Source organism: Zhengella sp., assembly GCF_041397485.1.
Taxonomy (GTDB): Bacteria; Pseudomonadota; Alphaproteobacteria; order Rhizobiales; family Rhizobiaceae; genus Zhengella.
Genome location: NZ_JAWKWO010000002.1, coordinates 278,315 through 299,451 on the forward strand (window position 1 = coordinate 278,315; position 21,137 = coordinate 299,451).

Sequence of the window (21,137 nt, forward strand, 5' to 3'; positions counted from 1 at the left end):
CCTACCAGCGCGCCGTGGCCACGATCTTGGAGCGGTCGCAGCGGTTGGCGTGGCGCATGGCGACGTCGAAGACTTCCTGCATCAGGCCATCCGACAGCCGTGTCGGCTTCAGGCCGAGATTGACCAGCGTGTCATTGGCAACCCGCAGATCGTTCTCTGCGGCTTCCTTGCGCGGATTGTCCATCGCCTGGACGGGGACGCCCGTCATGCCGGAAATCATGTCCGCCAGATCGCGTACGCGATGCGTCTCGGTCATCTGGTTCATGATCCTCACGCGCGCGCCGCGCGGCGGAGGATTGTGTGCGGCCAGTTCGATGCAGCGCACCGTATCGCGAACGTGGATGAAGGCGCGTGTCTGGCCGCCGGTGCCATGGACCGTCAGCGGATGGCCGATGGCCGCCTGCATCAGGAAGCGGTTCAGCACCGTGCCGTAATCGCCGTCATAGTCGAAACGGTTGACCAGTTCGTCGACGAGGTCTGTCTCCGGCGTATTGGTGCCCCAGACAATGCCCTGGTGAAGGTCGGTGATCGCCAGGCGGTCGTTCTTGGCATAGAATTGAAAGAGGATCTGGTCGAGCGATTTCGTCATGTGATAGACGCTGCCCGGATCGGTCGGATAGAGGATGTCCACGTCGGCGCTCTGGCCGCCGGAGCGCAGTGTCGCGTCGATATAGCCCTCGGGAATTTCCAGCCCCCTGGTCTTGCCATAGCCATAGACGCCCATCGTGCCCAGATGCACGAGATGTGCATCGGGCGCCGCCTCGACCATGGCGCAAAGCACGCCATGGGTGGCGGAGACGTTGTTGTCCACCGTGTAGCGCTTGTGGCGGGGCGATTTCATCGAATAGGGCGCGGCGCGCTGTTCGGCGAAATGGACGATCACGTCGGGCTGCTGACGCCGCAGCAGCGTAACAAGCCCGTCATAGTCCCGTGCCACATCCAGCCGGATAGCGTTGACCGGGCGATTCCCCGTCGCAGCCCAGGCGGAAAGACGATCATTGATGGATGCAATCGGTGTCAGGCTTCCACAGCCCAGTTCGCGATCCGTTTCGCGGCGCACGAGGTTGTCGGCAATCGTGACCTCATGGTCGCGCGCCGCGAAGTGCAGGGATGTCGGCCATCCGCAGAATCCGTCTCCGCCAAGAATGAGGACTTTCATGATCCCTCTCCACTCGATGCCAATGCCGAATCGGCCACGGGGCCGCCTTTCGCGGCGCACAAGACCCCAGACACATGAAATTCGTGCGACAGCCGGAGAAGAGAGATGCGCATCCTGATCGCCAGCGACGCCTGGCACCCGCAGATCAACGGTATCGTCCGCGTTTTCGAGACGACGCGCCAGCACCTTCTGGCCGAGGGGCACGACGTGACCGTTGCCGGGCCGGACCGGTTCCGGTCGCTGGCCGCACCCGGTTATCCGGAGGTCCGGCTGGCATGGCGCCCGGCAGGCAGGCTGCGCGCGATCGTGGAGGAGTTCCGGCCCGATGCGATCCACATTCCGGTGGAAGGCCCCATCGGGCTGGCCATGCGGCGCATCTGCCGCAAGGAGGGCTGGCGCTTCACCACGTCCTTTCATACGCGCTATGGCGACTACCTGCATCACCGCACGGGCATGAACCCGGATCACGCCCACCTGTTCCAGCGCTGGTTTCACAATGCCGGCGCGCGGCTGATGGTGCAGACGAAGAGCCTGGAGGACGAACTGGGCGGCCGCGGCTACCGAAACATCACCCAATGGGGCCGGGGCGTGGATACGGACCTGTTCCGGCCGTGGCGCGGCGAGCCCGGATACGATCCCGACTTCCTGGACCTGCCGAGGCCGGTCTTCATGTATCTGGGCCGCGTGGCGAAGGAAAAGAGCCTGGAGGATTTCTTCCGGCTTGACCTTCCCGGATCGAAGGTGGTGGTCGGCGACGGACCGAGCCTGAAAGCCTACAGGTCGGCCTGGCCCCAGGTCCGGTTCCTGGGCTATCGCACGGGCGAGGACATTGCCCGGCACCTGTCGGCGGCCGATGTCTTCGTCATGCCGTCCCGGTTCGAGACCTTCGGGATGGTGGTGCTTGAATCGCTTGCCTGCGGCACGCCGGTCGCTGCCTATCCCGTACACGGGCCGGCCGACATTCTCGGCGATGCATCCTGCGGCGTGCTTTCGCAGGACCTGCGCCAGGCGGCACTGGATGCGCTTGCCATCGACCGCCAGGCCTGCCGCGATTTCGCGCTGCGCTTCTCATGGTCGGCCTGCACGGGCCAGTTCGCCCGCAACCTCGTGCCGATGCGTCCATAGCGCGCCGGCGGCTCAGGCCTCGACGCGGTTACGTCCGTTCTGCTTGGCCAGGTAAAGCTGGCGGTCGGCCCGTTCGATGAAGGACACATAGTCGTCGTTGGACACGAACTCGGCAATGCCGAAGGATGCCGTGACCGTGCCGATGGGCACATTGGTCTTCGTGACGACCAGTTTCGTCTTGGCCAGAAGCTCGCGGATCTCGTTGGCCTTCTTCCAGGCCTCGCCCGATCGGGCACCCGGCAGGAGAATGGCGAACTCTTCTCCGCCATAGCGCGAGGCGATGTCGCAATCATCGGTCTGGGTCTTCAGGAGACGGCCGAAATATTTCAGCACCTCGTCGCCGATCACGTGACCGAACGTGTCGTTGATATGTTTGAAGTGGTCGATATCGGCAAACACCATGCTCAAGGGACGGTTCGTCTTCGCCGCCTCTTCCATTTCGCGGTTGAGCCAGATCTGGAAGGCGCGGCGATTGGCCAGTCCCGTCAACGGGTCGGTCATCTCGTTGCGCTGCGATTCCTGCAGCGCATCGTGCAGTTTCTCGATCTGCGTGCGCGACTGCTCAAGCCCGCGCGACAAGGCCATCGTGTCGTCGCGCATCTTCTCGTTTTCGCTGATCAGCTCGGCGATCGTCTCGCGGATGAGGTCCAGCGTGCTGCTGTCCTGGATCCGGCTCGACTTGGTCGAGAGGTCATCGCAATAGCGGTCGCTGGACAGCACATGCAGGCGGATCATGTTCAGGATGTCGTTGATCTCGGAATCGAGCTGCTCCTTTGCCTGGTCCAGTTCGCCCTGGCGCGCCGGATCGGTGGCAAGGAACTCGTTGTGGATCTGCAGCAGGTCGTAGGTGCTGATCGTCGAGGAGCCGGCCAGAAGGCCATCGACCCGCTGGCGGATGTCCTCGTTTGTGCCTTCGACATAATTGTACCAGACATCATAGATCGGCGGCAGGGGGGCGGTGAGGTGGCGTCTTGCCTTCGACATGGCCTCGTCGCCGATGGCAACGATGCGGTCAAACTCGTTCATCGGCGACCTTGCCGCGCCCGCCTGCACAGGCTGGCCCGCAACGTCGTCCCCATCATGTTCAATCGGATTTGCCTTCATCACAGCATCGTCCCGTCTTGCAGAACCGTTGTCGCGCGCCGCCGCAGCATTCGAGGTTTCACCGGCAGCCGTCACCCGCCTCGCTCACCGGCACAGAGGGCCGATGACGGGCTCAGCGCCGCCTAACGAAAAAAAGGACATCCGGCCCCAACTGCCGGAAAGGAAAAGGCGTCATGCCCCAGCAACCTGTCTTCCTTGCAAGATTTAGCGTGGGCTTCTTAACAATTTATCTAAAGTGAGGAAGTTTTTTTCCGTTACGTAAGGTCTTGAACCGGGCATGGCCGGATGGCAGCCTTCCGGCAAGGAGGTCGCCATGGCAATGCACCCCCGCCATACCATTCACAGCGCGCACCATCATTTCGGCTGGGACCGCGCCAATGCGCCCGTGATGACGGTGGCGCCGGGCGAAACTGTCGCCTTCGATTGCCTGGATGCCGGCTGCGGCCATTACCATGCCGGCAGCACGGCGGCCGACATCGCCACCATGCCGCCGCAAAAGGTCAATCCCGTCACCGGCCCGGTCCATGTCGACGGTGCGGAACCGGGCGATGCCTTGAAGGTGACCATCGAAACCTTCCGGCCTTCGGGATTTGGCTGGACGGGCATCATCCCCGGTTTCGGCCTGCTGGCGGACCAGTTTCGCGCGCCGCACCTGCATCTGTGGCACTATGATCCGGACGGACGGCAGGAAGCATTGTTCTCCGCTTTTGCGCGGGTTCCGGTGCGGCCGTTCGCCGGAACGCTGGGCGTGGCACCGCGCGAGCCCGGCGTCCATGGCATCATCCCGCCGCGCCGCGTGGGCGGCAACATGGACATGCGGCATCTGACCGCCGGGGCGACGCTTTGGCTGCCGGTGGAAGTCGAGGGCGCGCTTTTCTCCATCCGCGACACCCATGCCGCGCAGGGCGATGGCGAAGTGTGCGGCACGGCCATCGAAAGCGCGATGGAGGCGGTCGTGACATTCGACGTCATCAAGGGCGGAGCCCCGCCATCACCGCGTTTCGCCATTCCGGGCAGGGCGCCGGACGATATCGGGCGGGACGGCTACGAGGTCAGCACCGGGATCGGACCCGACCTGATGCAGGCAGCCCGCGATGCCGTGACCCGCATGATCGACATCCTTGCCGGCGAACACGCCATGCGGCCGGAGGAGGCCTACATGCTGTGTTCGGTCTGCGCGGACTTGCGCATCAGCGAGATCGTCAACGCGCCGAACATGATGGTCAGCCTGCACTTTCCGCGTTCGGTTCTTTCCTGACAGCAGGAAGGGCGCGCGGTTTCCCGCACGCCCTTTCCGTAACCGGCAAGCCGCCGGTAGCGGTCAGAAGCACTTCTCGATGGTGTCCAGCGTTTCCATGGCGCCAAGCACCTGTCCGACCGCGCCATTCGGCTCGCGGCCTTCCCTGATGGCGGAAACGAATTCGCGGTCGATCAGCTCGATGCCATTGTTCGAGACGGCCACGCCCGACAGGTCGACCGGCTTGTCATAGCCGTCATAAAGGTCGTCATAGCGGGCGATATAGGTGCCGTTGTCGCAGATATAGCGGAAGAACGTGCCGAGCGGCCCGTTGTTGTTGAAGGACAGCGACAGCGTGCAGATGGCGCCCGAAGGCACCTTCATGCCGATGGACATGTCCATGGCGATGCCCAGGTCGGGATGGATGGGGCCCTGAAGGCCGAAGGCCTGCGAGCAGGTCTCGCCCGTCTGGTACTGGAACAGGTCGACCGTGTGGCATGCATGATGCCAGAGCAGGTGATCGGTCCAGGAGCGCGGTTCGCCCTTGGCGTTCATGTTGGAGCGGCGGAAGAAATAGGTCTGCACGTCCATCTGCTGGACCTTCAGCTCACCCGCCTTGATCCTGTTGTGGATCCATTGGTGGGAGGGATTGAAGCGGCGCACCTGGCCGGCCATGGCCACGAGCCCGGTTTCCTTCTGCTTGTTCACCACGGCGATGGAATCGGCCAGGCTGTCGGCCATCGGAATCTCCACCAGCACATGCTTGCCGGCATCCATGCAGGCAATGGCCTGGCTGGCGTGAAGCTGGGTCGGCGTGGACAGGATGACCGCGTCGACATCGTCGCGCTCCAGGCATTCCTCCAGCGTGGTGGCGGCATGGCCGATGCCGCGCTCCTTCGCCAGCGCCTCGATCTTGTCCTTTGTCGGGCCCATGACCGACGTGACCTGCACGTCGTCAATGTTGGCCAGCGCGTCGAGATGCTTGATGCCGAATGCGCCATAGGCGCCGGCGACACAGATCCGCATGAAACTGCTCCCTTAGACGTTTTCCAGAATGATATGGCCGACGGCGGTGTTGGAGGCCGGCACGTGGTAGTGGCGGTGCACCTCGCGCACATCGTCGTTCAGCGCGCCGCGCATGACATACCACATGACCATTTCGATGCCCTCCGAGCCGGCTTCGCGCAGGTATTCGACATGGCTGATATTGGCGCCGGCCTCCGGGTCCTCCGTCAGCAGGTCGAGGAAGCGCTTGTCGAAGTCCGCATTGATGAGGCCGGCGCGGCCGGCCTGCAACTGGTGGCTCATGCCGCCCGTTCCGAAGACCATGACGTTGAGGTCCTCCGGATAGCTTTCGATGGCCTTGCGGATCGCCTTGCCGAGCGCATAGCAGCGCCGCCCCAGCGGTGCAGGATACTGCACCACGTTGACGGCCAGCGGAATGACCTGGCAGGGCCATTCATCTTCCGGCCCGTGCTCGCCGAACATCACGGAAAGCGGCACGGTCAGGCCGTGATCCACCTCCATCTCGTTCATGATGGTCAGGTCGAACTCGTCGAGGATGACCGACTGGGCAATGTGGCTGGCCAGTTTCTGGTGTCCCTTGACCACTGGAACCGGGCGCGGGCCCCAGCCCTCGTCGGCGGGCTGGAATTCGGCCGCGCAACCCAGCGCGAAGGTGGGGATGCAGGAGGCGTCGAAGGCCGTGCAGTGGTCGTTGTAGACGAGGAAGATGACATCGGGCTTGTTCTTCTTCATCCAGTCGCGTGAAAACTCGAAACCCTTGAAGACCGGCTGCCAATAGGGCTGGCCGGTGATGCCCGTATCCATCGCCACGCCGATGGCGGGCACGTGGGAGCAGCCCACGCCTGCGGTGATCTTGGCCATTATTCTTTCCCTTTTTCTTCCCACTCGCTCTTGAAGCGGTTGCCTTCGATGGAGCGGCCGCCATGCAGCATCATGTCGCGATAGTCCTCGCGGCTCATGCCGGTCATCTTGGCGGCGAGATCCTGGAAGGTGATGCCGTCGAAGGCGGCCAGCTTGGAGGTGTAGTAGATGTTGCCGCCCAGTTCGAGCAGCCGGTTCCAGGCGCGGTCGCGAACGGCCTGTTTCTGTTCTTCCGTCATGGCGAACCTGGCCATGTAGGCTTCCGGATCGTCGCGCAATTGCTGCCGGTTCTTCTCCAGCCGAAGCGAAATGCAGAACTGGTTGAGCCAGTAGCCCTCGCGCGACCGGTCGGCATCGAACACGAACGTGCCCGGAATGTCCTCGTATTCCTTTTCCATGGGCCTCTTCCCTGTTTCCGGCGCCCTCAGGCGCGCTTCTTTTCGACCGCCGCGCCGATCCGCTCCAGAATGGCGTCGGCCATGCGTCCGGCATCCGTGCCAAGCGCCGCGGCGTCAAGCTTCATCCCGCCAACCTCGTCCTGCCAGGTGGCCGTGGCCCGCGCCATGCGGCCCTCAAGCCCGGCCTCGTCCACGGTCAGCGCCACCTCGCGCATCTCGGCGGCGCGGCGGATGCCATGCGTCATCGCCCGCTCCATCATGTAGGCGGCGCGGCTGCGCCAGTCGAATCCGGGGAAGGATGCATCGAGCGAATCCAGCACGGCATCCTCCACGCCATTGGCACGGCCGGTTAGCACGCATTCCAGCACAAGGGCTTCCAGCCCCTTGATCATGACCGAGCGCGTCATCTTGATGGCCGACGCGGCGCCGACGCCACCCTCGACAGGCTTCGCCTGCATGTCGAGAACCGACAGCAGCGCCAGCGCTTCATCGACATGGGAACCGGCGACCAGCAGCGGCGTGCGGTGCAGCTTCGGGTGGACCGGCGCCATCACGGCGGTGTCGACATAGCGCCCGCCAGCCCCCTCGATGGCCGCTTGCGAGCGGCGCTTGGCGCCCGGTGAACAGGAATTGCAATCGAAGAACAGCGCGCCTGCCGGCAGGCAGGCGGCGGCGGCTTGCGCAGCGGCATTGGCCTGATCGGCCGTCACCAGCGAAAAGATGGCATCCACGCCTTCCAGCCCCTCGGCCAGGGTTGCAGAGCCGTCGGCCCCGCATCGCGCATAGTCGGCCCGCTTGGCATCGCGCAGAAGCGGATCGTCCGTCTTGATGTCAAAGGCGCGCGGGGCAAACCCGGGTAGCGCCGACTGCCATCCGGCCGTGAAGGCCTGTGCGGCCTCGCCGAAGCCGATCAGCGCGACGGCGCCCCGGCGCGCGGCATCCGGCTTTCGGGCCTCTTCCTGCCCGCCCTGATCCTGCATGGCGTTTCCCTCGGTCATTTCCCTGATTGACGTGACCATAGCAGCAAGGCTGCTGCCGCGCACATTGGAACGCCACGGGCCGTATTGATTTTCCGTATAGGTGCCGCATCAGCCCGGTTCGCGCATTGCCTCGCTTGCCGCCTCGCGCACGAGATCGAGAAACAGCGATTGGGCGGGAGTCGGGCGCCATCCCTCTCGGAAAGTCAGGCCGATGGCGCGGCTGCTGGCCTCCAGCGCGATGTCGAGCGCCGCCACGAGGCCCTGCTCCATTTCGTGGCGGACCTGATGGGCCGATATAATGGTAATGTAGTCGCCGCTCGTCAGCAGGCCGCGCAGAAGCGCCAGCGACGAGGAAACGACGCGCACGGGCGTTTGTTCACGCTCCTGGATCTTCAGCGTGTCGAAGAGGTAGCTTCCCGCCGGTGTCGGGCGCGGCGGCGCCACCCATGGCCAATCCAGCGTTTCGGCAATGGATACATTGCGTCGGCCGGCCAGGGGATGGTGGGCGCCGGCGACAATGGTCAGCGGATCGTCGAACAGGCGTTCCTGTGCCACGTCGTCGGCGGGCGGCGGATGGCGCAAGGCGCCGATCAGGAAATCGATCTCGCCGGAGCGAAGGCGGGCCAGAAGGGTTTCGTAGACGCCGTCGATCACACGGATTTGCACATGGGGCCGCGCAGCGACCATGGCATTGATGGCGCGCGGCATGATGGAACTGCGAGCAAGCGGCAGCGATCCGACGGTAATGACCGAGGAATCGCGGCCAAGATGCTCGCCGATCTCCTCGAACCCCTGTTTCAGTTCCGCGAAGGCCAGCTTGGTCCTCTGGGCCAGGGCCTGGGCGGCATGGGTCAGCGAGACGCCTTCCGGCGCGCTCTTGAACAGTTCGATCCCGGAGACCTTTTCCAGGTTGCGCGCCGCGCGATGAACCGAGGGCTGGGAGACCCCCAGCGCGCGCGCCGCCATGGAAAAGTTCGACGAATCCGACAGCGCCGCCAATGCCCGCAACTGGGCCGAGGTGATCAGCCGGTCGAAGCGGGTGAACCCGCGCCCGGCCTGGCGCAGGCCCACGCGGCTGGCCTCGCGCGCGCCGGCCTCGACATGGTCCAGTGCAGCCGCCACACGCGTCAGGAACGTGGCGCCGATACCGGTCAGGTACATGCCGTCGCTGCGCCGCTCGAAAAGGTCCGCGCCAAGTTCCCCCTCCAGCTTGCAAATGGCCTGTGTGACCGCCGGCTGCGACAGGTGAACCTGTTCGGCGGCAGCGCTGACCGAACGGAGCCGGGCCACTTCGCGGAAAACCCGCAAATGGCGGAAATTCGGCAGGGCGTCATTCATGCGCGGCGTTCCGGTTTCTTGCGCTGGATCGTAGCCTATAGCAAAAGCTTATGCCATGGCTTGTCTTCGGATTGGCGGCATGGGGCTTGTCGGCGCTAGATTGGGTCAAATGCCATCACGGCAGTCCGCCGTCTGCCCCGGGAAGGAAACGTTCATGTCCAGCAAGACCGCTCTCGTCATCTCCGCCCATGCCGCCGATTTCGTCTGGCGGGCAGGCGGCGCCATCGCCCTGCACCAGGAACTCGGCTACAATGTCACCGTCTGCTGCCTGTCCTATGGCGAGCGCGGCGAAAGCGCCAAGCTGTGGAAGCAGGAGGGCATGACGCTGGACGTGGTCAAGGACGCGCGCCGCAAGGAAGCCGAGAACGCCGCCAAGGCGCTTGGCGTCCACGACATCCGGTTCTTCGATCTGGGCGACTATCCGCTCGACTTCGGGCCGGAAGCCCGTGAAAGGACGGTCGACCTCATCCGCGACGTCCAGCCGGCCTTCATGATGAGCCATTCGATGTGGGATCCGTACAATACCGACCACATGAACACGACCAGGTTCGTGCTGGAGTGCCGCATGATTGCCCAGGCCTGGGGGCACAATCCGGGTCAGAAGGTGCTCGGCGCGCCGCAGCTCTATCTCTTCGAACCGCACCAGACCGAGCAGATGGGCTGGAAGCCCGACGTGTTCCTCGACATCACGCCGGTGTGGGAGAAGAAGAAGGCGGCCATCGAATGCATGCAGGGTCAGGAGCATCTCTGGCACTTCTACACCAATGTCGCGGAAAATCGCGGCAACCATTTCCGCCGAAATTCCGGCGGCCAGTCGGGCGGGCGCAATGCGCGCTATGCCGAGGGCTTCCAGTCGGTCTTCCCGCGCACCGTCGACGAACTCTGATCGCTTAACGAAGGAGGCAGGGCCATGGCCGGTTCCACCACGCAGGCGGGCGTCGTCGTCCAGACCATCGAGCGCGCCGACCCGGAGGTCATCAAGGGTCTGGCCGAGGCCGGTGTCGCCACGGTTCACGAGGCACAGGGCCGCAAGGGCCTGCTGGCCTCCCACATGCGGCCGATCTATCCGGGCGCCCAGGTGGCGGCCTCGGCGGTCACCATATCCGCGCCGCCCGGCGACAACTGGATGGTCCACGTGGCCATCGAGCAGGTTCAGGCCGGCGACATTCTCGTGCTGGCGCCGACCAGCCCCTGCGAGGACGGCTATTTCGGCGACCTGCTGGCGACCTCCATGCAGGCGCGCGGCGGCGTCGGCCTCATCATCGATGCCGGCGTGCGCGACACGCGCGACCTCACCCAGATGAAATTCCCGGTCTGGTCGAAGGCGGTTTTCGCGCAGGGCACGGTCAAGGAAACGCTCGGATCGGTGAACGTGCCGATCGTCTGCGCCGGTGAATATGTCCGACCCGGCGATGTGATCGTGGCCGATGACGATGGCGTGTGCGTGGTGCGCCGCGAGGAGGCCGAAGAGGTGCTCGCCAAGGCGCGCAAGCGGATGGATGCCGAAGAGGAGAAGCGCAAGCGGCTGGCCGCCGGCGAACTCGGCCTCGACATCTACAACATGCGCGACCGGCTCAAGGAAAAGGGCCTGAAATATGTCTGAGGACGCCGGTGACGGCATCCGCTGCATGTGGATGCGTGGCGGCACGTCCAAGGGCGGCTACTTCCTGGCCGATGACCTGCCGGGCGACACGGCCGCACGCGACGCCTTCCTGCTGTCGATGATGGGTTCGCCCGACAGCCGCCAGATCGACGGCATGGGCGGCGCCGATCCGCTGACCTCCAAGGTCGCGGTGGTCAGGAAGTCGGATCGCGACGGCGTGGACGTCGACTACCTCTTCCTTCAGGTCTTCGTTGACCAGGCCATCGTCACCGACGCGCAGAACTGCGGCAACATCCTTGCCGGAATCGGGCCCTTCGCCATCGAACGCGGCCTTGTGGCGGCGCGGGATGAAGAGACGGAGGTCTCCATCTACATGGAGAATACCGGCCAGATCGCCGTGGCCCGGGTACAGACACCGGGCGGGCGCGTGGCCTATCGCGGCGAAGCGCGCATCGATGGCGTGCCGGGCACGGCGGCGGCCATTCCCCTGACCTTCCGTGACACGGCGGGCTCGTCCTGCGGTGCGCTTCTGCCCACCGGCAACGCGGTCGACGTGGTGGACGGCGTGGAAGTGACCATGATCGACAATGGCATGCCATGCGTCGTGCTGCGGGCCGAAGACATGGGTATTTCCGGCACGGAAACGCGCGAGGAACTGGAAGCCAATGGCGACCTGCGTGCCAGGCTGGAGGCGATCCGGCTGAAATGCGGGCCGATGATGAATCTCGGCGACGTGGAAAGGAAATCCGTGCCGAAGATGACCATGGTCAGCCCGGCCCGCAATGGCGGCGCGATCTCGACGCGCACCTTCATTCCGCACCGCTGCCATGCCTCCATCGGCGTGCTGGGCGCGGTGTCGGTGGCGACCGCCTGCCTGCTTCCCGGCTCGCCGGCGGCAGCCATGGCGTCCATCCCGGAGGGCAGCCGCAAGGCGTTGGCCATCGAGCATCCGACCGGCGAAATGACGGTGATCGCGGACATGAACAAGGACGGGACGATGGAAAGCGCCGGCATCCTGCGGACCGCGCGCAAGCTTTTTGACGGCACCGTCTTCGGCGCCTGAGGAACGAGGAAAGACGATGAGCACATTCACAATGGACGCGGACTGGCTGCCGTTTCATCCCAACCCGTCGAAGCCGGCCTTCACGCCGCCGCCGGGCGCGGTGGATGCCCATTGCCACGTCTTCGGACCGGGCGACGTGTTCCCTTACGCGCCGGAGCGCAAATACACACCCTGCGATGCGCCCAAGGAGAAACTGTTCGAGCTGCGCGATTTCCTGGGCTTCTCGCGCAACGTGATCGTGCAGGCCACCTGCCACGGCAAGGACAACCGGGCACTGGTCGACGCCTGCCGGGCGGCGGGCGACAAGGCACGCGGCGTGGCCTCCGTCGGGCCTGACATCACCATGGACGAATTGAAGGCCATGGACGAGGCCGGCGTGCGCGGCGTGCGCTTCAACTTCGTCAAGCGGCTGGTGGATGCCACGCCGAAGGCGGTTTTCCTCGGCATTGCCGAAAAGATCGCCACGCTTGGCTGGCACATCGTCGTCTATTTCGAGGCGCAGGACCTGGAAGAGCTGACGCCCTTCCTGAAGCAGTTGCCGACGACCATCGTCGTCGATCACATGGGCCGGCCCGATATTGCCGCCGGCGTCGACAGCCCCGGCTTCCAGCGCTTCGTCGACCTGATGGCCGAGAATGACAACATCTGGTCCAAGGTTTCCTGCCCGGAGCGCCTGTCTGTCACCGGGCCGGACGGCTATGACGACGTGGTGCCGTTTGCGAAGCGGATCGTGGAGACCTTCCCCGACCGCGTGCTGTGGGGCACCGACTGGCCGCACCCGAACATGAAGTCGCACATGCCCGACGACGGCAAGCTGACCGACTTCATTCCGAAGATCGCCGTCAATGAAGAACTCCGGAAAGCGCTTCTGGTGGACAACCCGATGCGCCTTTACTGGGGTCGATAACGAAGGGCCGAAAGCCCGGAGGGACAGGAGAAACGACGAGAAAGGAAGGGCCATGGAACAGGCGCCATTCGACCATCACGTCTCCATCCCGGGGACGACGCTCTTTGACGGCCGGCAGGCCATGAAGGGCTACCAGCTCAACAAGATGTGCTACTCGTTCAACGAGGCGGAAAACCGGGCGGCCTTCAAGGCGGACCCGGAAGCCTACATGACGAAATACAAGCTCACCGACACCCAGAAGGAGGCGGTGCGCTCGCTCAATGTCCTCCGGATGATCGAGGCGGGCGGAAACATCTACTACCTCGCCAAGCTGGCCGGCATATTCGGCCTTTCCGTGCAGGATGTCGGCGCGCAGCAGACCGGCATGACCACGGAAGCCTTCAAGGAAAAACTGCTCGCTGCGGGGAGGAAATGACCATGGCCACGATCATCGGCGGACTGACGACATCCCACATTCCCGCTGTCGGCAATGCGATCGCGAAGAAGCTTTACGACGACCCATACTGGAAGCCCTTCTTCGACGGCTATCCGGCGGTTCATCAATGGCTGGCCGACCACAAGCCGGATGTGGCCGTGGTCATCTACAACGACCATGGCCTGGCCTTCTTCCTGGACCAGATGCCCACCTTCGCCATCGGCGCGGCACATGAATACCAGAATGCCGACGAAGGCTGGGGGCTTCCGGTCATGGCCCCCTATCCGGGCTATCCCGAACTCTCCTGGCACATCATCGAGCACATGGTGGAGCACGAGTTCGACGTGACCTCCTGCCAGGAACTGCCCGTCGACCACGGCTTCACCGTGCCGATGCAGCTTTTCTGGCCGGATCGCGGGCCGGACATGCCGCGCGTCATTCCCGTCTCGGCCAACACCGTGCAGCATCCGATCCCGACGCTGAAACGGGCTTATGATTTCGGCCGCGCGATGGGCGACGCCATCCGCGCCTGGCCGGAGGACATCAAGGTGGTGGTGCTGGGAACCGGCGGGTTGTCGCATCAGCTCGACGGAGAGCGTGCCGGCTTCATCAACCGCGACTTCGACGAGATGTGCATGGAAAAGATTGTCGATGACCCGGTCGCGCTGACGAAGATCACGCGCCACGAACTGGTCGAGAAGGCCGGTGCGCAGGGCACGGAATTCCTGATGTGGATGATGATGCGCGGGGCGCTGGGCGACAAGGTGACCAAGGTCACCGAGAACTACCATATCCCGATTTCCAACACCGGCGCTGGCACGATGGTTCTGGAAAGCGCCGCCTGATGGAAGCGGCAGGCCGGTGATGTAATCCGGGCCGGCGGTGGCAGCGCCTCCGGCCCTGTCACTTGCCCGGAAATCGCGTGTCAGGCCTTGTACCAGGCGACCTGCGCGCCGGTGGCCAGAAGTGTGCCGTCGGCGGCCCAGAGTTCCATGTGCTGGTCGAAGAATTGCGCATGCATGCGCTTGGAGATGGCCTTGCCGAGCACCGGACCGTCACCGTGGCGGCTGATTTCTTCAGCCGTGGCGTGAAAATAGGTGGTCAGCGAAACCGTGCCCATCGGCGCCCAGGTGCCGCGTACCTTCAAAAGGCGCAGAAGGAAGGCGTCGGCCATGGCCGCCAGCGACAGGTGATCGAGCGGACGGCGCGGCCGGTCGGCGATCCACAGCAGCGAGCGCGAATCGCGCAGTGGCGCGAAGGGCTGGTTGACGATTTCCGGCCTGCCCTCGATGAAGCGGAATTCATAGGCGTTCAACCACTTGAGCGGGCCGGGCATGGGCAGCGGGTCAACGGCCTCCGGCAATGGTGCATCCGGCATCGCAGTGTCGTGATGCGAAAACACGTCTCCGCGCGCGCCGGTGACGATGGTGGCGGTGCCGCGCGTCTCGCCCTGCTGGCTCAGGTCCAGCAACCAGTGCTGGGTGTATTTTCCGCCACGCACCAGCCGGCAGGTGATCTCGAAATCGCCATCGGCGATCGCGCCGCAGAAATTCACCGTCTGGGCGACCGGATCGCCAGCCTTTTCCGGGTGCTGCATGACCGCGTTGAGGAAGGTTGCCGCCGTCACCCCGCCGAAAGGCCCGGTCATGTTGGCATAGACCGGCGATGTGCGGCCGGCATGGCGGCCGGGCGCCAGTCCCTCAAGCGCCACGGCGGCATCGAGCGGATGCACGGATTGCAATGCGTCCAAGGTCATACGTCCAGGTTGGCCACCGAGAGCGCATTGTCCTGAATGAATTCACGGCGCGGCTCCACCTCGTCACCCATCAGGCGGGCAAACAGCGAATCGGCGTCCGTCGCGTCATTCACCTTGACCTGCAGCAGCGAACGGGCGGCGGGATCGAGCGTCGTTTCCCAGAGCTGCTCGGAATTCATTTCGCCCAGGCCCTTGTAGCGCTGCATCTGGATGCCCTTGCGCCCGGTGGCGAAGACACCCTCAAGCAATTGCAACGGGCCGGAAATGCTCTCCGCCTTGTCCTTGCGGCGCAGCGTGGGAAGCGTGCCGTAGATCTCTTCCAGGCGCGCCGCATGGCGGTTCAGCGCGCGGGCATCGGCCGAGCCGATCAGGGCGCCATCGAGATGCACGGCTTCCTTCACGCCGCGCACCGTGCGCTCCAGCACATAGCCGCCGGAGCCGGGCGCGTCGGGATCGTTGGCCGGGCTGACACGGCCTTCCCAGCCCCGCTCGGTTTCCTCGGCGATCATGTCGAGGCGCGCAGCCACGCGGGACGCCATGTCGGCGGCGCGAGCGGGATCGGCAAGGATGGCGGGATCGAGCGCGCCGGCAATCGCGGCCTGTTCGACAGCCGAACGGTCATAGCGCGAATGCAGTCCCTGGATGAGCGTGCGCACGGACAGCGCATCGTCGATGACGGCGCGCAGATCCTGCGCCGAACGCACCTCGCCGGAACCAAGTTCCAGCGACGCTTCGTCCAGGCCGCTTTCAATCAGATAGTTCTCGAACGCCGCCTCGTCCTTCAAGTAAACGGAAGACTTGCCGCGCGTTACCTTGTAGAGCGGTGGCTGGGCGATATAGAGGTGGCCGCGCTCGATCAGTTCCGGCATCTGGCGGAAGAAGAAGGTGAGCAGCAGGGTGCGGATATGGGCGCCGTCGACGTCGGCGTCCGTCATGATGATGATCTTGTGGTAGCGCAGCTTTTCCGGGTTGAACTCGTCCTTGCCGATGCCTGTGCCGAGCGCCGTGATCAGCGTGCCGATCTGGTCGGACGAGATCATCCGGTCGAAGCGCGCGCGCTCGACATTGAGCACCTTGCCGCGCAGTGGAAGGATGGCCTGGTTCTGGCGCGAGCGGCCCGACTTGGCGGAACCGCCGGCGGAATCGCCCTCCACGATGAAGATTTCCGACTTGGCCGGATCCTTCTCCTGGCAATCGGCCAGCTTGCCGGGAAGCGAGGTGATGTCGAGCACGCCCTTGCGGCGCGTCAGTTCGCGCGCCTTGCGGGCGGCCTCGCGGGCCGCGGCAGCCTCCACGACCTTGCCGACCAGCGCCCTGGCCTCCGCGGGATGCTCCTCCAGCCACTCCGACAGCTTCTCGTTCATCAGGCTTTCGACGACCGGACGAACCTCCGAGGATACCAGCTTGTCCTTGGTCTGCGAGGAGAATTTCGGATCCGGCACCTTCACCGAAAGGACAGCGGTGAGCCCCTCGCGGCAGTCGTCGCCGGTCAGTGTCACCTTCTCCTTCTTCATCATGCCGGAGGAATCGGCATAGCCGGTGATCTGGCGCGTCAGCGCGCCACGGAAGCCTGCCAGATGCGTGCCGCCATCGCGCTGGGGTATGTTGTTGGTGAAGCAAAGCACGTTTTCGTGGTAGCTGTCATTCCACCACAGCGCCACTTCCACGGTGATGCCGTCCTTCTCGCCGAGGATGGCGATGGGCGCTTCCACCAGCGGCTTCTTGGCGCGGTCGAGATAGCGAACGAACGCTTCCAACCCGCCATCATAGTGCAATTCCACCTGCTTCACGTCGGCATGGCGGTTGTCGGTCAGGACGATGCGGACGCCGGAATTCAGGAAGGCCAGCTCGCGCAGGCGGTGCTCCAGCGTGCCATAATCGAATTCGGTCTTCGTGAAGGTTTCGGGCGAGGGCAGGAAGGTGACCTCGGTGCCGGTATGGTCGCCGGCATCTCCCGTCACCGCCAGCGGCGCGTCAGCCACGCCATGGGTGAAGGTCATCTCGTGCCACTTGCCCTTGCGGGCGATCTTCAGTCGCAGCATGACCGACAGGGCATTGACCACGGACACGCCGACGCCATGCAGGCCGCCGGAAACCTTGTAGGAATTCTGGTCGAACTTTCCGCCCGCATGAAGCTGGGTCATGATGACCTCGGCGGCGGAAACGCCTTCGCCCGCATGTATGTCGGTGGGAATGCCGCGCCCGTTGTCGGTGACGGTGACAGAGCCGTCGGCATTCAGCGTCACGGTGACGCGGTCGGCATGGCCGGCAAGCGCCTCGTCGATGGCGTTGTCGACCACCTCGTAGACCATGTGGTGCAGGCCCGAGCCGTCGTCAGTGTCGCCGATATACATGCCGGGGCGCTTGCGCACGGCATCCAGACCCTTGAGAACCTTGATGGATTCGGCGCCATATTCCGGGTTGCCGCCGGGCGTCGTCTCGGGCGTTTCGCTCATGGAAGTCCGTTTCTTCTTCTCGGGTCTCGAAATGCGCCAGACGGCAGGCGAATCACGCATTTGCACATGGTCAACATATAGGCGACCCAAGGGTTTTTTCCAAATCCGAACCCCTGTCCGGCTGGGGATTTCGACCTGTGGCCGGGGGCGGTTCCGGGCATGCGCTTCGGGGCGCCGTCACTGGCGCATCGGCACCGGCTGACCTATCTTGAAGGCGAGCCGGAGTGACACGCCCATGGATACCCGACCGCAGCCCTTCCTGCCGCCTGCGCCCAAGCCGCGCACGACGCCGCCATCCTTCCTGCAGATGGTCCGCATCGTCTACCGCAATCCACTGGAACTGTGGGGCGAGCCTTCCTACAACGAGCCGGTCATCCACATTCGCGGCGGCGTCGGCGGGCCGCTCCTGATCGTCAACGACCCGGCGCTGGTGCGCCACGTGCTGGTGGAAAACGCACGCGATTTCCGCATGGCGCGGGTGCGCCAGAAGATCCTGCGTCCCATCCTGCGCGACGGCTTGCTGACGGCCGAAGGCGAGACCTGGAAGCGCGGGCGCAAGGCCATGGCGCCGGTCTTCACGCCACGCCATATCCGTGGTTTCGCAGGCCCCATGCTGGCGCGGGCCGAGCGCTTCGCCGCGCTCTACGAGACGCGCGACGGGCCGTTCGACATGGCCCATGACATGACGCAACTGACCTATGAAATCCTGGCAGAAACGCTGTTCTCCAACGAGATCGCCGGCGAGCCGGAGCAATTCGGCGACCGGGTGGAACGCTTGCTGGAGACCATGGGGCGGGTCGATCCGCTGGACCTTCTGGCCGCGCCGGACTGGCTGCCGCGCATCACGCGGCTCAGGGGGCGCAAGGCGCTGGCCTTCTTCCGCCAGATCGTGCGCGAGACCATGGACATGCGGCGCAAGCGGCTGGAGCGCGGCGAGGACGCGCCGGAGGATTTCCTCACCCTGCTTCTCAAGGCCGAAGGACCGTACGGGCTGACCCGCGACGAGGTGGAAGACAACATCATCACCTTCATCGGCGCCGGCCACGAGACCACGGCACGGGCGCTTGGCTGGACCTTCTACCTGCTGGCGCATGCGCCGGAGCAGCGCGAGCGCATCGAGGAAGAGGTGGACCGCGTGACCGCAAGCGTGGCCGATCCCTATGATTGGCTCGCTGCCATGCCGTTCACGCGCGCCGCTTTCGAGGAGGCGCTGCGTCTCTATCCGCCGGCCCCCTCGATCAATCGCGAGGCGTTGCAGGACTTCCAATGGCAGGGCGACACGATCAGGGCCGGCACGCAGGTGCTCATCATGCCCTGGACGCTGCACCGCCATCGCCGCCTCTGGGACGATCCGGAAGCCTTCATGCCCGAACGTTTCTGGCCCGGGAACCGCGAGGCCATCGACCGGTTCCAGTACCTGCCCTTCGGCGCGGGTCCGCGCATCTGCATCGGTGCGGCCTTTGCCTTGCAGGAAGCCGTCATCGCATTGGGTGTGCTGATGCGGCGCTACCGCTTCGCCATGGCGCCGGGGGCGCCTGAACCCTGGCCGGTCCAGAAACTGACGACCCAGCCGGAGGGCGGGTTGCGGATGGTGGCGGTCCCGCGCGGATGAAAGCGCTGACCGGTTCCGCCTTCCTGCCGCCGCATCTTTGGCCAAAGGTGTGTTTTGACGCCCGTTGCAAAGACAGGGCGGCTGAACTAGTTGAGACCGCAGGAAATTGCATTGCCGCGACCCGCGGCGCCGAAGAACCTTCCGGAGGGCCGAGCCCGTGACCCAGGACAGGCCGCATACGCCGCTTCTCGACCAGGTAAAGAGCCCGGCCGACCTCAAGCGCCTGTCGGATGGCGAGCTTGCGCGGCTGGCCCAGGAATTGCGCGCCGAGACCATTTCGGCGGTCTCCGTCACCGGCGGCCACCTTGGCGCTTCGCTCGGCGTCATCGAGATGACGGTGGCGCTGCATGCGGTGTTCGATGCCCCGCGCGACAAGATCGTGTGGGATGTCGGGCACCAGGCCTATCCGCACAAGATCCTGACCGGCCGGCGCGACCGGATCCGCACCCTGCGCCAGGGCGGCGGGCTGTCCGGCTTCACCAAGCGCACCGAAAGCGAATACGACCCGTTCGGCACGGCCCATTCCTCCACCTCCATCTCCGCTGCGCTGGGCTTTGCCGCTGCGCGCGATTTCGGCATGGATACGGGCGATGCCATCGCCGTCATCGGCGATGGCGCCATGTCTGCCGGCATGGCCTACGAGGCCCTGAACAATGCCGGGCACCTGGGCAAGCGTCTGTTCGTCATCCTCAACGACAACGAGATGTCCATTGCCCCGCCGGTGGGCGCCATGTCGCGTTATCTCTCGCGGCTCTACACGGAAAAACCGCTGCAGGATTTCAAGTCCATAGCCAGGAGTGCGCTGGAATTCCTGCCGCCACCCTTCCGGGAAGGCGCGGAGCGGGCCAAGCATCTGGTCAAGGGCATGGTGGTCGGCGGCACGCTGTTCGAGGAACTGGGCTTTTCCTATGTCGGCCCGATCGACGGGCATGACATGGAGCAGCTTCTGTCGGTGCTGCGCACCGTGAAGGCGCGCGCGACAGGGCCGGTCCTGATCCACACGCTGACCCGCAAGGGCAAGGGCTATGCGCCGGCCGAACAGGCCGCCGACAAGTATCATGGCGTCGCCCGGTTCGACGTGGTGACGGGTGAGCAGAAGAAGGCGAAATCCAACGCGCCTTCCTACACCAGGGTCTTCGCCGAGAGCCTGATCCGTGAGGCCGAGGAGGATGACCGCGTGGTGGCGATCACCGCGGCCATGCCATCCGGCACCGGGCTCGACCTGTTCGGCAAGCGCTTTCCGGCCCGTACCTTCGATGTGGGCATCGCCGAGCAGCATGCCGTGACCTTTGCCGCCGGACTGGCGGGGGCGGGCATGAAGCCGGTCTGCGCGATCTATTCCACCTTCCTGCAACGCGGCTATGACCAGGTGGTCCATGACGTGGCGATTCAGGGGCTTCCGGTGCGTTTTGCCATTGACCGGGCCGGGTTGGTGGGGGCCGACGGCCCGACGCATGCCGGCTCCTTCGACATCGCCTATCTGGCGAACCTGCCCGGCTTCGTCGTCATGGCCGCGGCGGACGAGGCGGAACTCAAGCACATGGTGGCCACGTCGCTGGCCATCGAGGACCGGCCATCCGCCTTCCGGTTTCCGCGTGGCGAGGGCGTCGGCGTGGACATGCCGGAACGCGGGCAGGTGCTGGCGCTGGGCAAGGGCCGCGTGGTGCGCGAAGGCACGAAGATCGCACTGCTTTCCTTCGGCGCCCGGCTGGCCGAGTGCATCAGGGCTGCCGAGGATCTGGAGACGCGCGGCCTTTCGACCACCGTTGCCGATGCGCGCTTTGCCAAGCCGCTGGACGAGGACATGATCGCGCGGCTGGCGCGCGAACATGAAGTGCTGATCACGATCGAGGAGGGCGCGGTGGGCGGATTCGGCAGCCATGTGCTGCACTTCCTGGCCCAGTCAGGTCATCTCGACCATGGCCTGCGCATCCGCTCCATGGTTCTGCCGGACAGTTTCATCCAGCATGACAGCCCGTCGAAAATGTATGACGAGGCCGGTCTCAATGCACCGCATATCGTGGCACAGGCGCTCGCGGCGCTTGGCATGGAAGAGGCAATGGCCGTCACGCCTCCCTCGCGGGCTTGAACCTGACG

19 protein-coding genes are annotated in these 21,137 nt (G+C 64.8%); 10 read left to right on the forward strand and 9 right to left on the reverse strand.

Annotation, left to right across the window (positions count from 1 at the left end):
• Nucleotide 1 precedes the first annotated feature (1 nt).
• Nucleotides 2-1,159 carry an NAD-dependent epimerase/dehydratase family protein gene (locus tag R3D65_RS07380; RefSeq protein WP_371274573.1) on the reverse strand — a complete coding sequence of 386 codons (1,158 nt, stop codon included), beginning with the start codon at nt 1,157-1,159 and terminating at the stop codon, nt 2-4.
• A gap of 105 nt (nt 1,160-1,264) precedes the next feature.
• Here R3D65_RS07380 and R3D65_RS07385 point away from each other — a divergent pair, with 105 nt between their 5' ends.
• Nucleotides 1,265-2,284, forward strand: a complete 1,020-nt coding sequence (locus tag R3D65_RS07385; protein ID WP_371274574.1) for a glycosyltransferase family 4 protein — start codon at nt 1,265-1,267, stop codon at nt 2,282-2,284.
• 12 nt (nt 2,285-2,296) lie between these two features.
• Here R3D65_RS07385 and R3D65_RS07390 read toward each other — a convergent pair whose 3' ends face one another.
• The gene (locus R3D65_RS07390) at nt 2,297-3,310 is read right to left on the reverse strand and encodes a GGDEF domain-containing protein (RefSeq protein WP_371274575.1); all 1,014 of its coding nucleotides are present in this window, start codon (nt 3,308-3,310) and stop codon (nt 2,297-2,299) included.
• Nucleotides 3,311-3,701: 391 nt separating this feature from the next.
• Between R3D65_RS07390 and R3D65_RS07395 the strand changes: the two genes are divergently transcribed.
• Complete coding sequence (locus tag R3D65_RS07395) at nt 3,702-4,646, forward strand: acetamidase/formamidase family protein (protein WP_371274576.1); 945 nt, start codon at nt 3,702-3,704, stop codon at nt 4,644-4,646.
• A gap of 63 nt (nt 4,647-4,709) precedes the next feature.
• Here R3D65_RS07395 and R3D65_RS07400 read toward each other — a convergent pair whose 3' ends face one another.
• The 5 genes from R3D65_RS07400 to R3D65_RS07420 form a co-directional block, all read right to left on the reverse strand.
• Nucleotides 4,710-5,651, reverse strand: coding sequence for a Gfo/Idh/MocA family oxidoreductase (locus tag R3D65_RS07400; RefSeq protein ID WP_371274577.1), 942 nt, complete (start codon nt 5,649-5,651; stop codon nt 4,710-4,712).
• A gap of 12 nt (nt 5,652-5,663) precedes the next feature.
• Nucleotides 5,664-6,512, reverse strand: coding sequence for a class III extradiol dioxygenase subunit beta (locus tag R3D65_RS07405; RefSeq protein WP_371274578.1), 849 nt, complete (start codon nt 6,510-6,512; stop codon nt 5,664-5,666).
• Nucleotides 6,512-6,910 (reverse strand): protocatechuate 4,5-dioxygenase subunit alpha, encoded by a 399-nt coding sequence (gene ligA / locus R3D65_RS07410; RefSeq protein ID WP_371274579.1) that lies wholly within the window; start codon nt 6,908-6,910, stop codon nt 6,512-6,514. Before ligA ends, R3D65_RS07405 begins: the two co-directional genes overlap by 1 nt.
• Before the next feature lie 26 nt (nt 6,911-6,936).
• Nucleotides 6,937-7,890 (reverse strand): DUF1932 domain-containing protein, encoded by a 954-nt coding sequence (locus R3D65_RS07415; RefSeq protein WP_371274580.1) that lies wholly within the window; start codon nt 7,888-7,890, stop codon nt 6,937-6,939.
• Nucleotides 7,891-7,998: 108 nt separating this feature from the next.
• The gene (locus R3D65_RS07420) at nt 7,999-9,228 is read right to left on the reverse strand and encodes a LysR family transcriptional regulator (protein WP_371274581.1); all 1,230 of its coding nucleotides are present in this window, start codon (nt 9,226-9,228) and stop codon (nt 7,999-8,001) included.
• A 154-nt stretch (nt 9,229-9,382) separates the two neighbouring features.
• Here R3D65_RS07420 and R3D65_RS07425 point away from each other — a divergent pair, with 154 nt between their 5' ends.
• Genes R3D65_RS07425 through R3D65_RS07450 form a run of 6 tightly spaced genes read left to right on the forward strand, consistent with a single transcriptional unit; the run spans nt 9,383 to nt 14,061 of the window.
• Nucleotides 9,383-10,114, forward strand: coding sequence for a PIG-L deacetylase family protein (locus tag R3D65_RS07425; RefSeq protein ID WP_371274582.1), 732 nt, complete (start codon nt 9,383-9,385; stop codon nt 10,112-10,114).
• 24 nt (nt 10,115-10,138) lie between these two features.
• Nucleotides 10,139-10,831: a 4-carboxy-4-hydroxy-2-oxoadipate aldolase/oxaloacetate decarboxylase gene (locus R3D65_RS07430; protein WP_371274583.1), complete on the forward strand. Its 693-nt coding sequence runs from the start codon at nt 10,139-10,141 to the stop codon at nt 10,829-10,831.
• Nucleotides 10,824-11,894: a 4-oxalomesaconate tautomerase gene (locus R3D65_RS07435; protein WP_371274584.1), complete on the forward strand. Its 1,071-nt coding sequence runs from the start codon at nt 10,824-10,826 to the stop codon at nt 11,892-11,894. The genes R3D65_RS07430 and R3D65_RS07435 overlap by 8 nt, the downstream gene beginning before the upstream one ends.
• 16 nt (nt 11,895-11,910) lie before the next feature.
• Nucleotides 11,911-12,801, forward strand: a complete 891-nt coding sequence (locus R3D65_RS07440; RefSeq protein WP_371274585.1) for an amidohydrolase family protein — start codon at nt 11,911-11,913, stop codon at nt 12,799-12,801.
• 52 nt (nt 12,802-12,853) lie between these two features.
• Nucleotides 12,854-13,216, forward strand: a complete 363-nt coding sequence (locus tag R3D65_RS07445) for a protocatechuate 4,5-dioxygenase subunit alpha (RefSeq protein WP_371274586.1) — start codon at nt 12,854-12,856, stop codon at nt 13,214-13,216.
• A 2-nt stretch (nt 13,217-13,218) separates the two neighbouring features.
• Nucleotides 13,219-14,061: a class III extradiol dioxygenase family protein gene (locus R3D65_RS07450; RefSeq protein ID WP_371274587.1), complete on the forward strand. Its 843-nt coding sequence runs from the start codon at nt 13,219-13,221 to the stop codon at nt 14,059-14,061.
• An 80-nt stretch (nt 14,062-14,141) separates the two neighbouring features.
• Here the strand turns inward: R3D65_RS07450 and R3D65_RS07455 are convergent, their stop codons facing one another.
• Both R3D65_RS07455 and gyrB read right to left on the reverse strand, forming a co-directional pair.
• Complete coding sequence (locus R3D65_RS07455) at nt 14,142-14,966, reverse strand: acyl-CoA thioesterase (RefSeq protein WP_371274588.1); 825 nt, start codon at nt 14,964-14,966, stop codon at nt 14,142-14,144.
• Nucleotides 14,967-14,968: 2 nt separating this feature from the next.
• Nucleotides 14,969-17,428 (reverse strand): DNA topoisomerase (ATP-hydrolyzing) subunit B, encoded by a 2,460-nt coding sequence (gyrB, locus tag R3D65_RS07460; protein ID WP_371274589.1) that lies wholly within the window; start codon nt 17,426-17,428, stop codon nt 14,969-14,971.
• A gap of 235 nt (nt 17,429-17,663) precedes the next feature.
• Here gyrB and R3D65_RS07465 point away from each other — a divergent pair, with 235 nt between their 5' ends.
• Nucleotides 17,664-19,040, forward strand: a complete 1,377-nt coding sequence (locus tag R3D65_RS07465) for a cytochrome P450 (RefSeq protein ID WP_371274590.1) — start codon at nt 17,664-17,666, stop codon at nt 19,038-19,040.
• 157 nt (nt 19,041-19,197) lie between these two features.
• Nucleotides 19,198-21,129, forward strand: coding sequence for a 1-deoxy-D-xylulose-5-phosphate synthase (dxs, locus tag R3D65_RS07470; RefSeq protein ID WP_371274591.1), 1,932 nt, complete (start codon nt 19,198-19,200; stop codon nt 21,127-21,129).
• Nucleotides 21,130-21,137 lie beyond the last annotated feature (8 nt).